At 64.6% G+C, this 11,903-nt stretch carries 12 protein-coding genes; 3 read left to right on the plus strand and 9 right to left on the minus strand.

Going from position 1 to position 11,903, the window contains the following annotated elements:
* Complete coding sequence (locus tag OKW39_RS32995; RefSeq protein ID WP_187613194.1) at positions 1-513, plus strand: metal-dependent hydrolase; 513 nt, start codon at positions 1-3, stop codon at positions 511-513.
* Between the two features lie 52 nt (positions 514-565).
* On the opposite strand, the gene epsC is transcribed toward OKW39_RS32995, so the two are convergent.
* Entirely contained in the window at positions 566-1,492 is a 927-nt protein-coding gene (epsC, locus tag OKW39_RS33000) for a serine O-acetyltransferase EpsC (protein ID WP_090807303.1), read from the minus strand.
* A 147-nt stretch (positions 1,493-1,639) separates the two neighbouring features.
* Positions 1,640-1,873, minus strand: coding sequence for a hypothetical protein (locus OKW39_RS33005; protein ID WP_013092363.1), 234 nt, complete (start codon positions 1,871-1,873; stop codon positions 1,640-1,642).
* A gap of 328 nt (positions 1,874-2,201) precedes the next feature.
* Here OKW39_RS33005 and OKW39_RS33010 point away from each other — a divergent pair, with 328 nt between their 5' ends.
* Both OKW39_RS33010 and OKW39_RS33015 read left to right on the plus strand, forming a co-directional pair.
* Positions 2,202-2,654 (plus strand): DUF3005 domain-containing protein, encoded by a 453-nt coding sequence (locus OKW39_RS33010; RefSeq protein ID WP_184024819.1) that lies wholly within the window; start codon positions 2,202-2,204, stop codon positions 2,652-2,654.
* A gap of 144 nt (positions 2,655-2,798) precedes the next feature.
* On the plus strand, positions 2,799-3,404 hold the full coding sequence (locus tag OKW39_RS33015) for a short chain dehydrogenase (RefSeq protein WP_090807306.1): 606 nt from the start codon (positions 2,799-2,801) through the stop codon (positions 3,402-3,404).
* A 3-nt stretch (positions 3,405-3,407) separates the two neighbouring features.
* On the opposite strand, the gene araD is transcribed toward OKW39_RS33015, so the two are convergent.
* The 7 genes from araD to OKW39_RS33050 all read right to left on the minus strand — a co-directional run bounded on the left by araD (position 3,408) and on the right by OKW39_RS33050 (position 11,601).
* Complete coding sequence (gene araD, locus OKW39_RS33020) at positions 3,408-5,144, minus strand: L-arabinonate dehydratase (protein WP_090807308.1); 1,737 nt, start codon at positions 5,142-5,144, stop codon at positions 3,408-3,410.
* A 31-nt stretch (positions 5,145-5,175) separates the two neighbouring features.
* The gene (locus tag OKW39_RS33025; protein ID WP_090807310.1) at positions 5,176-6,117 is read right to left on the minus strand and encodes an ABC transporter permease; all 942 of its coding nucleotides are present in this window, start codon (positions 6,115-6,117) and stop codon (positions 5,176-5,178) included.
* The gene (locus tag OKW39_RS33030) at positions 6,117-7,004 is read right to left on the minus strand and encodes an ABC transporter permease (protein ID WP_429333458.1); all 888 of its coding nucleotides are present in this window, start codon (positions 7,002-7,004) and stop codon (positions 6,117-6,119) included. The genes OKW39_RS33025 and OKW39_RS33030 overlap by 1 nt, the downstream gene beginning before the upstream one ends.
* On the minus strand, positions 7,001-8,080 hold the full coding sequence (locus OKW39_RS33035) for an ABC transporter ATP-binding protein (protein WP_429364295.1): 1,080 nt from the start codon (positions 8,078-8,080) through the stop codon (positions 7,001-7,003). The genes OKW39_RS33030 and OKW39_RS33035 overlap by 4 nt, the downstream gene beginning before the upstream one ends.
* Positions 8,081-8,252: 172 nt before the next feature.
* Positions 8,253-9,422, minus strand: a complete 1,170-nt coding sequence (locus OKW39_RS33040) for an extracellular solute-binding protein (RefSeq protein WP_090807316.1) — start codon at positions 9,420-9,422, stop codon at positions 8,253-8,255.
* 248 nt (positions 9,423-9,670) lie between these two features.
* Positions 9,671-10,615 (minus strand): SMP-30/gluconolactonase/LRE family protein, encoded by a 945-nt coding sequence (locus tag OKW39_RS33045; protein ID WP_429564550.1) that lies wholly within the window; start codon positions 10,613-10,615, stop codon positions 9,671-9,673.
* On the minus strand, positions 10,612-11,601 hold the full coding sequence (locus tag OKW39_RS33050) for a dihydrodipicolinate synthase family protein (RefSeq protein ID WP_429564551.1): 990 nt from the start codon (positions 11,599-11,601) through the stop codon (positions 10,612-10,614). The genes OKW39_RS33045 and OKW39_RS33050 overlap by 4 nt, the downstream gene beginning before the upstream one ends.
* Between the last annotated feature and the right edge of the window lie 302 nt (positions 11,602-11,903).

The raw sequence follows: 11,903 nt of genomic DNA on the forward strand, positions 1-11,903 counted from the left end.
ATGGCATCCAGCAAAGCGCATCATGCGACCGGTTTCGCAGCCGGCATCATCGCGGCGGCGATCGTCGCGCGCAGCGGCAGCGGTCCGTTTCATGCTGGCGTGCTGCTGAGCTTCATCGCCGGCGTGGCCGGCAGCACCGCGCCGGACTGGCTCGAAGTCGCATGGTGGTCGCGCGCGCGGCGGCTGTGGATCACGCATCGCACGTTGACGCATTGGGGCATCGGCTGGCTCGCGCTGCTCGCGGTGTCGTATCACACGCTCGGACATTCGATCTTCGCGGCGCCCGCGTTCGGCTTCGCGTGCGGCGGCCTGATGCATCTGCTCGCCGACTGGCCGAATCCGCTCGGCGTGCCGTGGATCGCCGGGCGACATTCGTTGAATCTATGGAATAGCGGGCACTGCGATCTGATCGTCGTCGCGGCATCCTGGGCGGCCGCGTGGTTTATCGGCGAGCATGTGTGGCTGCATGGCATGCATGCGTTGCCGTGGTTGCGCCATTGGCCGATCGGCTAGGCGCAGCGCGATGCTATCGGCCCGGCGTGCGGGCGCGGCGGCTAGCCGTGCATCATTGCCGTCCGTTGTCGGTGCGCTCTCCTTCGCGGACCTTGCCTTGCGATACGCTGCTGCCCGGCGGCACGCTATGCGTGAGCCACACGTTGCCGCCGATCACCGACCCGCGCCCGATCGTCACGCGTCCGAGAATCGTCGCGCCCGCGTAGATCACGACATCGTCCTCGACGATCGGATGCCGGGCATTGCCCTTGATCAGCGTGCCGTCCTCATCGGCCGCGAAGCTCTTCGCGCCGAGCGTGACCGCCTGGTACACGCGCACGCGCTCGCCGATGATCGCTGTCTCGCCGATCACCACGCCGGTGCCGTGATCGATGAAGAAGCTCGGCCCGATCGTCGCGCCCGGGTGAATGTCGATGCCGGTCGCCGAGTGCGCAATCTCGTTGATGAAGCGCGCCAGCAGCGGCACGCCGAGCCGATGCAGCGCATGCGCGAGCCGATGATGCGTCATCGCCCACACGCCCGGATAGCACAGCAGGATTTCGGTGATGTGCTGCGCGGCGGGGTCGCCGGTGTACGCAGCCTGGATGTCGCTGACGAGCAGCGCGCGTATGCCCGCCAGTTGCGTCGCGAACTCGCGCGCCACCGCGAACGCGCGCTCCCGCAACTCGGCGTCCGGCGTCTCGCCGAACTCGGGCAGGAAGCGCAGCGCGCGGCGAATCTGTTCGGCGAGCAGCCGCAACGTGCTTTCGAGCGTGTGGCCGACGTAGTAGTCGACCGTTTCGTCGGTTAGATCGGGCGCGCCGTAATGCGTCGGGAACATCGCGGCGCGCAGACCGGCCACGATATTGACCACCGCTTCGCGCGATGGCAATTCGCGAATGCCGAGCGGATGCCGCGTGCGATGCAATTGCTCGCGCGAGGCGCGCAGGTCGGCGACGATCTGTTCAAGGCCCCAGTTATGGGAAGGCTCGTTGGGCATAAGGGACGGCGCCGTGCGGCGTGCACGGTTCGAAGTGGTTATCGAGCAGAGATTACCGCGTTTTAACGGTGCCCGCCCGGCAGCGCGCAGGTCGGCTCGGATTCATTGCGTCGACGTGCGCTGGCACGCACGCATCGTTCCCTGACTTCAGATAGTCAGACTGCTCGCGTCGATCCAGCGCACTGCCCAATCGCGCGCGTGCGCGATGGCAGCGGCTTCGTCGGAGAAGCGCAGTTCCGTGGGAAAGAAACGGTTAGCGACCAGTTCGCCGTCGCTCGAGCGCGAGATCACCACATACGGTTGCCAGGAGCCGTCGCCCGAGCGCGCCGGTTCGCAATTCAAAAGATAGCCGCGATGTGTGAATGCAGCATCGAAGTGCATGAGTCACCCGCCCCTGAAGCCCCGTAACATTTTCTCAGTCGCGCGGCCATTTGTTTGTTAGTTTTTCCCACCATGCCGGAGCAGCCGGAGCATGCCGTCAATTTATCCGCGCGTCGGTCGCAGGAGTAAGATCATACTCTGTAGAAAATACGCGTCCATTGAAAAAAACGAAATGAATCGCGGACGTCATCGCCGTTTAATCGCGAGGTAACGCCACTCGCATCGAAGGATGGCGGACAACGCATCGCGACTCCCGCGCACCGCGGCGCCGTGTCAGTCGGAACGGCTTTTGCTCTTTCTTCGAATGTTTGCTTCAGGAGAATGCACGATGAACAGCGCGATCAGCAAACCCGAAAACGCCGGTACGAAACCGGACCCGAAGGACCCACGAAGCACGGACCTGCACAACGACCGCACGCACGACAGCACGGTCGACACCGACGGCAAGAACCGCGAAGCAGCCCGTCTGGCCGGCCACGGCGCGATCTCGCCCGACGCGGTCACGACCAGCAATGCGACGCTCGACAACAGCGTGCCCGAGTCGCTCGATGGCATGGCCGGCTTCGACAGCAGGGTCGGCGGCAACCACCTGCTGCTCGCGCTCGAGCCGGGCTATTCGGTGATCGACAAGGGCATGGCCGAGCCGCTCGACGTCTACTCGGCCGACCATCAGTACGACGACCCGCGTCCGGTCGGACAGCGCCACGATCGTGGCCGCATTCACTATGCGCTCAATCATTTGCGGCCTGCGCGCGTAATCGAATTACATCGGGTGAAATAGGCGCGCGCGTATCATCCCTTTATACGCGCGCGTTTGAATTACCGGGTTTATTCCGATTTATCAGGCAATCACGCAGCACGCACTGTTTTATTCTGGTGCGTGCTTTGCTTGGTTTTAACGTGGGTTCGTTTAACGGAGTTGCGGATGAAAAGAATCGTCGTCATCGGTGCCACGGGCACGCTGGGCCAGGCGATCCGCGCGGAGCTGAAGGCGCGTCACGAAGTGATCGAGGTGGGCGCGACGCGCGGGCAATATCACGTCGATAGCACGGACCCGGCGAGCGTCGAGCGGCTGTTTCGCGACATCGGCAAGGTGGACGGCGTCGTCACCGCGACCGGCAAGGTGCATTTCGGTCCGCTGGAGCAGATGAGCATCGAGCAGTTCTGGGTCGGGCTGCGCGACAAGCTGATGGGCCAGATCAACGTCGTATTCGCGGCGCTGCCGTATGTGAACGACGGCGGATCGTTCACGCTGACGAGCGGCATTCTGGGCGACGAGCCGATCCCGCAAGGAGCGAGCGCGACGACCGTCAATCTCGCGCTCGAGGGCTTCGTGCGCGGCGCCGCGATCGAACTGCCGCGCGGGCTGCGCATCAACGTGGTGAGTCCGACCGTGCTGACCGAGTCGATGGAGGCTTACGCGCCGTTCTTTCGCGGCTTCGAGCCCGTCAGCGCGCAACGCGCGGCGCTTGCTTATCTGCGCAGTGTGGAGGGGGCGCAGACGGGGCGCGTGTATCGCGTGGGGTATTGAACCTCAGTGAATCTCCGGCTCGCCCGAGCTATCGGGACTCACGCCGCCGCGCTGCAGGAAGTCGAAATCGCAGCCTTGATCCGCCTGCATCACGTGCGCCTGATGCAGGGCGCCATAGCCGCGCTCGAAGCGCGCAGCGGGTTTGACCCACGCGGCCTTGCGGCGCGCGAGCTCTTCGTCCGATACCAGCAGATTCAGCCTGCGGCGCGGCACATCGAGCTCGATCAGATCGCCGCTTCGCACCAACGCCAGCGGCCCACCGACGAATGCCTCGGGCGCCGCGTGCAGCACGCACGCGCCATAGCTCGTGCCGCTCATCCGCGCGTCAGAGATGCGCACCATGTCGCGCACGCCTTTTTGCAGCAGCTTGCGCGGAATCGGCAGTTGACCCCATTCGGGCATGCCCGCGCCGACCGGCCCCGCGTGCTGCAGCACGAGCACGCAGCTTTCGTCGATGTCGAGCGCGTCGTCGTCGATGCGCGCGGCCATGTCGTCGTAGTCGCTGAACACGACCGCACGGCCCGTATGCACGAGCAGATGCGGCTCGGCCGCACCCGGCTTGATCACGGCGCCGTCGGGCGCGAGATTGCCGCGCAGTACCGCGAGGCTGCTGTCGCGCAGTAGCGGATTCGTGCGGCGGCGGATCACGTCGTCGTTGAAAATGCGCGCGCCGGCAAGGTTCTCGCCGAGCGTGCGGCCGTTCACGGTTTTCTGCGAGCCGTCGATCAGTTCGCCCAGTTCCGCGAGCAGCCCGCGCAAACCGCCCGCGTAGAAAAAGTCCTCCATCAGATAGGCGCCGGTCGGTCTGATGTTCGCGAGCACGGGCGTGCGGCGCGCGATCTCGTCGAAGCGGTCGAGCGTCAACTCGATGCCCGCGCGCCGTGCAAGCGCGATCATATGCACAACCGAATTGGTCGACCCGGACAGCGCGACACAAGTCGTCACCGCGTTATCGACCGATGCCGCCGTGATCAGGTCCGACGGCTTCAGATCCTCCCACACCATCTCGACGATACGCATGCCGGTTTGCGCGGCCATCTGCGCATGCCGCGAATCGGGCGCGGGAATCGACGCGAAGCCGGGCAGCGTGAAGCCCAGCGCTTCGGCCGCGCTCGTCATCGTCGATGCGGTGCCCATCGTCATGCAGTGACCGGGCGAGCGCGCGATGCCACCCTCGACGCCCTGCCAGTCGTCCGGCGTCAGCGTGCCCGCGCGCAGTTCGGCCCAGTAGCGCCATGAATCGGAACCCGAGCCGAGCGTCACGCCGTTCCAGTTGCCGCGCAGCATCGGGCCGGCAGGCAGAAAGATGGCGGGCAGATCCATCGAGATCGCGCCCATCAACAAAGCGGGCGTGGTCTTGTCGCAGCCGCCCATCAACACGACGCCGTCGGCGGGATACGAGCGCAGCATCTCCTCGGCTTCCATCGCGAGGAAATTGCGGTACAGCATCGTGGTGGGCTTCTGGAACGGCTCGGACAGCGTCTGCACAGGCAGCTCGATCGGAAAGCCGCCGGCCTGCCAGATGCCGCGTTTCACTTCCTCGACGCGCTGCTTGAAATGCGTGTGGCACGGATTGATCTCGCTCCACGTGTTCAGAATCGCGATGACCGGCTTGCCCGCGTATTCGTCGCGGTTGTAGCCCATCTGCGCGGTGCGCGAGCGGTGGCCGAACGAACGCAGATCGTTCGCGCCGTACCAGCGATGACTACGCAATTCCTCGGGGGTCTTTCTCTTCGTCAACGTCTACTCCACGATTGGCGCCGACCATGCGTCAGCGCCTCTGTTCTTTCACGCGGGACACGATCTGCGTCGGGCTCACGAATTGTAGTGCGATCAGCACCCAGACCAACGTGATCGCCATATAGATCATCGCCATCGCATCGATCGATTGCGGCGCGCGCACGCCGGTCGAAAACACAGCGTAGTACAACGCGACCACCAGCGTTTGCGTGGCCGGACCGGCCGTAAAAAACGTCAGCTCGAACATGCCGATCGTGCGCACCAGCACGAGCAGCCCCGCCGCCAGCATGCCCGGCACGAGCAGCGGCAGCAGCACGTAACGGAAATAGCGGAACGTGTTCGCGCCGAAAATGCGCGCGGCCGCTTCGAGATTCGGATCGATCTGCTCGATGAACGGCGTCATCACGAGAATCACGAACGGCAGCGCCGGTACGAGATTCGCAAGAATTACGCCCCATAGCGTGCCGGCGAGTCCGACCTTGTACATCGCGGTCGCCATCGGAATGCCGTAGGTGAAGGGCGGCACCATCAACGGCAGCAGAAAGATCAGCATCGCAAGGCGCTTGCCGCGGAATTGCACGCGCGCGAGCGCATACGCAGCCGGCACGCCGAGCAGCACCGACAGCAGCACGACCGCGCCGACCACCTGCACGGTCACCCACAGCACGCTCGCGAGCTGGAAGTCGCTCCACGCCTGCGCATACCAGTGCAACGTGAAGCCTTGCGGCAACGCGGTGCCGAACCAGCGCGTCGCGATCGAATTCACCGCGACGGTCGCAATCAGCAGCACGACGTTGATCAGGAAGAACGCCATCACGGCCCATACCAGCACCTGCCAGATGCGGCCCGGCAGATTCGCGCGCTGACGCGCACGTTGCGCTGGCTCGCGGGCGCCGTCGCCCGGCTGAGGCGCCGCGCAAGCGGAGGTGGACGCGGACCAGTCGGGCTGCGTCGCGCGGCGATCGGTCGTCATCAGCCTTTGCCTCCCGTTACGGGACCACGATAGAACCAGCGGCGCGCGCCGAGCAGCGCGGCGACCACCAGCAGTTGCACGAACCCCATCACCATCGCGATCGCCGATGCGAGCGAATAGTCGTAGCTCTCGAACGCGGCTTCGGCCGCGGCAATCGACATCACGCGCGTCGGACCCGCGGGCGCGCCGAGCAGCACCGCCGACGGAAACACCGAGAACGCCTGCACGAACGACAGACACGCGGCCATCGTGAGCCCCGGCACGAGCAGCGGCAGATAGATGCGGCGAAACTGCTGCCACGGACTCGCGCCGAGCGTCGCGGCCGCGCTTGCGAGCGTCGGGTCGATGCCGGTCACGTACGACAGCGTCAGCAGAAACGCGAACGGAAAGCCCGACACGATCAGCGACAGCAACACGCCCGTGAAGTTGTGCGTGAGCCGCACCTCTTGGGTGTACAGATGCAGCGCCTGCAACGCCTGAGGCAGCCAGCCGTGCGGACCGAAGTACGTGAGCATGCCGTCGGCGATCAGCACGGTGCCGAGCGTCACCGGGATCACCAACAGCGTCGTGACGATCTTCTGATACCGCGAGTAGCGGCGCAGCGCGAACGCGACTGGCACCGACACGCCGACGTTGATCAGCGTGGCCGGCACCGACAGCTTCAGCGTAACGAAAATCGTCGGCCACATCGACGTGTCGGTGAAGAACGTCAGATAGTTGGCCCACACGCCGCCGCCGTTCATCGGCCGGAACGACAGCGCGAGACCATACGCGAACGGATAGATGAACAGCGCGACGATAAAGAACAGCGCGGGCGCGACGAGCCAGGCCTTGGCATCGCGCGGCGCGCGGGACGTAAGCGGGGGGACAAGCGTCGGCGTGTTCATGCGGCCTCGGCGTCGTAGACGAGCACGCACGACGGCCGCGCGCGCAGCGTGATGCGCTCGCCCTCCGCGCATTCACCGGTCACGCGCGCCCACACGTCGCCGAACGCGGTCTTCACGCGCAGCAGCGAATCGTGGCCGCCATACTCGACCGCGTCGATCCGCGCCTCGAACGCGTTGTCGGCGCCGGGCTCGGCGCGCTCCATGTCTTCGGGGCGCAGCGCGACACTCACGCGTTTGCCGTCGAAGCCGGCCATCGGCGTGCCGATGAGCCGCACGCCGTTGGCACTGACCACGACGCCATCGCCTTGCATGCCCTCCAGCGTGAACTCGGCGACATTGCGATAACCCATGAAGCGCGCGACATGCAGATTGCGCGGCCGCGTATAGACCTCCTTCGGCGTCGCGACCTGCTGCACGAGGCCCTCCCTCATCACGACGATGCGATCGGCCATCGACAGCGCTTCGTCCTGATCATGCGTCACGTACAGCGTCGCACGTTCGAGCTGCGTATGGATGCGGCGAATTTCCGCGCGCATTTCGATGCGCAGCTTCGTATCGAGATTCGACAGCGGCTCGTCCATCAGGATCAGCGGCGGCTCGATCACGATCGCACGCGCGATCGCGACACGCTGCTGCTGGCCACCGGACAATTGGCCGGGCAGCTTGTGCTCATGACCGGTCAGTTGCACCAGTTTCAAGGCCTCGCGTGCACGGCGCGCGATCTCGCTTCTGCCGACGCCGCGCATTTTCAGCCCGAAGCCGACGTTCTCCAGCACGCTCATATGCGGGAACAACGCGTAGTTCTGGAACACCATGCCGAAGCCGCGCTTTTCCGGCGGCAGCACGTCGATGCGCCGCTCGTCGAGCCAGATGCCGCCGCCGGTGAGCGGCTGCAACCCGGCGATGCAGTTCAGCGCCGTCGATTTGCCACAACCCGACGGCCCCAGCAGCGCGATGAACTCGCCGCGCCGGATCGTCAGATCGAGACCCTGCAGCGCGGCGATCGCGTGGCCTTGCGGGTTCGTGAAACTGCGGCTCACTGAATCGAGCCGCAACTGCTCAAAGTGATGCTTCATGGCGGTTCCCTGCTCCGCGTCAGGCGACGGATGTCGCGAGTGCCGCGCTTGCGGTGGGCGCGGCGCATCAGGCACTCAAGCCGAGACGCGCGTGATCGCTGAAAACACGCAGCGCGGCGGAACCTCACGCCGCGCTGCGTTTTGCCCCGTTTCCCGTCGCATTGGTGAAGGCCTATTGGGTCTTCTGCGCGCCGATCTCGCTATCCCACTTCTTGAAGGCGGCGACCATCGCCGCTGCGTTCAGCGGCAACGCATGCGGATGATCGGCCAACATCTTCGCGTATTCGGGGCGGCCATACTTTTTCAGCACCTCCTGGCTGTGCGCGGGCGCCTGCTCGACGGTGACGCCCTTGATCGCCGGACCCGGATAGAAGTAGCCGTCGTCATAGGTCAGCGCCTGCTGCGCGGGCTCCAGCATAAAGTTCATCATCTTGTACAGCACGTCGAGCTTTTCCTTCGGCACGCCCTTCGGAATCACCATGTAGTGCGCATCGTTGACCCACGTCATGTTGTCAAACGGCTGTACGCGGAAGTCGGCCGGCACGATGCCGAGCGCGCGCGGATTGATGTCCCAGCCGGTCACGGTCACGGTCATGTCGCGCGTGCCTTCGCCCAGTTCCTTCATCACCGCCGAGGTACCGCCCGGATAGTACGGTATGCAGTCGTTCAACTGCTTCAGGAACGCCCACGTCTTGTCCCAGCCGTGCACCGGGTCCTGCGGGTCCTTGTCGCCGAGCACGTAGGGCAAGCCCATCAGGAACGTGCGGCCAGGACCGGAATTGGCCGGCCGCGCGTAGATCAGCTTGTCGGGGTGGGCCTTGCACCATTGCAGCAGTTGCTCGGGTGTCTTCGGCGGATCGCTGACCTTGGCCGGGTTGTATTCGAGCAGCGGACCAGCCGGCATATACGCGACCTCGAGCCCGTAGCCTTGCGCGAGATCCTGCATCTTGCGCGGGCCCGGCGCGTACTTGTCGAGCACGCCGGGGAACTGCGCCGCGTTGTCGGGCAGCAGCTTGATCCACAGGTTCTGCTCGATGCCGGCCGCGAGCGCGTCGGTGCCGGTCAAAACGAGGTCGATATCGGAGCGGCCCGCGGCCTGCATCGCCTTGATCTTGCCGGGCAATTGCGGCGCGGGCGCGTTCGTGAACGTGATGTTCGCGACGAGATTCGGATTCTTCGCCTTGAACGCCTCGAAGCCCTTCTGCGTGAGTTGAAGATCGCCGGCCACGTCGACGATATTGATCGTGACCGGATCGGCCGCGTGCGCGGCAAGGGTGAACGCCGCGCTCGCGGCGATACAGACGGATACCAGCTTGAACGACAACCTGTGCGAAACAGTCATTGCGTCTCCTCGCTTCTTGGTATGGAAGCCCGCTGGTCGATGCGTTGCGGGCGGTGTCTTTCTACCAAGGGAACATAGCGAAGCGCAACAGCCGATGTCAAGCAAATAGTCGAGAGTGTGAGTCGGACGAGAAAATGGCTCGTTTTCCCTGAAATCCTTGTCGTTCAATGCCCGGGACCGCGGGTTAAGGGCAAACCCGAGCCCTCGCCGCGATAGCAATATATGTTGTCTGGTTAGCGGACAACTGCTCAACCTCCGCGCACGCCCTGCGTATTGACGAACAGCGAATACAACCCGTGGCTCGCCGCCATGAACAGACGGTTGCGATGCCGTCCGCCGAAGCAAACGTTCGCGCAACGCTCTGGCAACGCGATGTGGCCGAGCGGCTCGCCTTGCGGGCTGAACACGCGCACGCCGTCGAGCTCGTCGGTGCCCATGCCCCACCCGCACCACAAGTTGCCATGCGTGTCGACACGAAAACCGTCCGGGGTGCCCGGACCCGCGTCGATCAGCACGCGGTTGTTCGATAGCGTCGTGCCTTTGCCATTGGCCTCGACATCGAATACGCGGATCTTGCGCGGCTCGCCGCGCGATTGGACCACGTACAGCAGCGATTCGTCCGGCGAGAACGCGAGACCGTTCGGGGCGGACACGTCGTCGATGACCATCGACACCTCGCCCGACTGGCCGTCGATCCGATACACGCACGCCTTCAGCTCGGACTGCTGCTGCTCGCCCTCGTAGAAACCTTCGATGCCGAAGGTCGGGTCGGTAAACCAGATCGAGCCGTCCGATTTGACGACCACGTCGTTCGGCGAATTGAAGCGCTTGCCCTGATAGCGATCGGCGAGCACGGTAATCGAGCCGTCGTACTCGGTGCGCGTCACACGCCGCGTCAGGTGCTCGCAACTGACGAGACGCCCTTCGCGATCGCGCGTATGGCCGTTCGCATTGTTCGACGATTGACGGAACGTGCTGACCGCGCCCGTCGTTTCGTCCCAGCGCAGGATGCGGTCGTTCGGAATGTCGCTCCACAGCAGATAGCGGCCATCGCCGAACCACACCGGCCCCTCCGACCAGCGCGTGCCCTGATACAGGCATTCGACCGACGCCGACGCGATGATCAACGACTTGAAGCGCGGATCGAACACACGGATGGAGGGATCGGGATAGCGTCGGCTGTGATCGGTCATGGGGTTGTCTGCGTGTCGGAGCGGTTCGATTGGGTGGGCGCGAACTCGCGCTCGAGAGCGAGCAGCGTGCGCGCGGTCTGCGCGATCTTCGCATGATGCTCGCGCGGTGTCGAACTGAGCAGCGGCTGCAGCGGCCCCATGTCGGCGAGGCCCGTGAACGTGATTGCATCGTGCAGCACGCGGATCAGCGAGATGTCGTTGCGCAGCGTTTCGAGCGGCATGAACGTATCGTACAGACGTTGGGCGGTGTCGTGATCGGCGCTAACGGCGCTATCGGCGCTCCGGCCGCTTTGCACCGCGCGCAGCAGCGCCATCACCATGCTCGGCGCGATACAGCCGCTTCCGGTCGTCCACGCTGCGAGCCCGAACTCGCGCAGATGCACGAGCGCCGGCCGCTCGCCCATGCCCGATACGATCTTCGCGGCCGGCACGCGTTGCAGCAGCCGGCGCAGATACGGATCGTCAGCGGGGTTGTCGCGCGGGATCGCATATTTGACCGCGCTCAGCGTCCCACGCTCGACGAGCCGCGCGAGCGTATCGACAGCGACGTAGTTTTCGCTCTTGATATACAGCGTGAGCGGCATGCCGGCCGTGTCGGCGACCCGCGTGAGGCCCGTCTCGACGCCCTCGGACGTCGTGAAGCCGCCGAGCGGCAGCACCATCGCCGTGCGGTAACGCGTCTGCGCGAGGATGCGCGCCTGATCGAGCATCTTGCCGTAGTCGGGACCCAGCGCCGGAATCACCCGTGTCCCGGGACCCGCGGCCTCGGCGAGCAGGTCCAGCAGCTCGCGGTATTCGCTGACCGCGACGTGATAAAGGTTCGCATTGCCGCCATACAGTAGCGTGCGTACACCGCCCGCTTCGATATGGCGGATCAGCGCGAGATTCTGGGCAGGGTCGAGCGTGTAGTCGGCCCGGCGCGCGAGCGGCGGCACGGCCATGACCGACGCGGCGAACTCGCCGTCGCTAAGCGGTGATTCGTTCATGATGGTTGACGCGGAAACGCGCTAGGCGGAGGTTTCACGGTAGCATCGGCATCACAATGTTGTCAAACAACCTGCGCGTGACGATCGCCCAGCATGCCGTCGCGGCGAATTGCGCGGGAGCCGATCACGAAATTTCCGCGAGCAATAACCCGCTTTCCGAGATAATCGAGTAAACACGATTTAGTTTAAAGCGCGACGAAATAATGCTGTCAACGAAACATATTAAAATCTGTCGCCGGATGCCGATTAGCCGCGCCGCGCACCCGAGAAGCCCGGCCGGGTTAAAGATTTATTTCAATCAG

It is taken from the genome of Paraburkholderia sp. MM6662-R1, from assembly GCF_050436245.1.
GTDB classification, from domain to species: domain Bacteria; phylum Pseudomonadota; class Gammaproteobacteria; order Burkholderiales; family Burkholderiaceae; genus Paraburkholderia; species Paraburkholderia tuberum.

Coding starts and splice junctions, on each gene's coding strand:
- OKW39_RS32995 (WP_187613194.1), top strand. CDS start 1: ATGGCATCCAGCAAAGCGCATCATGCGACCGGTTTCGCAGCCGGCATC.
- epsC (WP_090807303.1), bottom strand. CDS start 1,492: ATGCCCAACGAGCCTTCCCATAACTGGGGCCTTGAACAGATCGTCGCC.
- OKW39_RS33005 (WP_013092363.1), bottom strand. CDS start 1,873: ATGCACTTCGATGCTGCATTCACACATCGCGGCTATCTTTTGAATTGC.
- OKW39_RS33010 (WP_184024819.1), top strand. CDS start 2,202: ATGAACAGCGCGATCAGCAAACCCGAAAACGCCGGTACGAAACCGGAC.
- OKW39_RS33015 (WP_090807306.1), top strand. CDS start 2,799: ATGAAAAGAATCGTCGTCATCGGTGCCACGGGCACGCTGGGCCAGGCG.
- OKW39_RS33025 (WP_090807310.1), bottom strand. CDS start 6,117: ATGACGACCGATCGCCGCGCGACGCAGCCCGACTGGTCCGCGTCCACC.
- OKW39_RS33030 (WP_429333458.1), bottom strand. CDS start 7,004: ATGAACACGCCGACGCTTGTCCCCCCGCTTACGTCCCGCGCGCCGCGC.
- OKW39_RS33035 (WP_429364295.1), bottom strand. CDS start 8,080: ATGAAGCATCACTTTGAGCAGTTGCGGCTCGATTCAGTGAGCCGCAGT.
- OKW39_RS33040 (WP_090807316.1), bottom strand. CDS start 9,422: ATGACTGTTTCGCACAGGTTGTCGTTCAAGCTGGTATCCGTCTGTATC.
- OKW39_RS33045 (WP_429564550.1), bottom strand. CDS start 10,615: ATGACCGATCACAGCCGACGCTATCCCGATCCCTCCATCCGTGTGTTC.
- OKW39_RS33050 (WP_429564551.1), bottom strand. CDS start 11,601: ATGAACGAATCACCGCTTAGCGACGGCGAGTTCGCCGCGTCGGTCATG.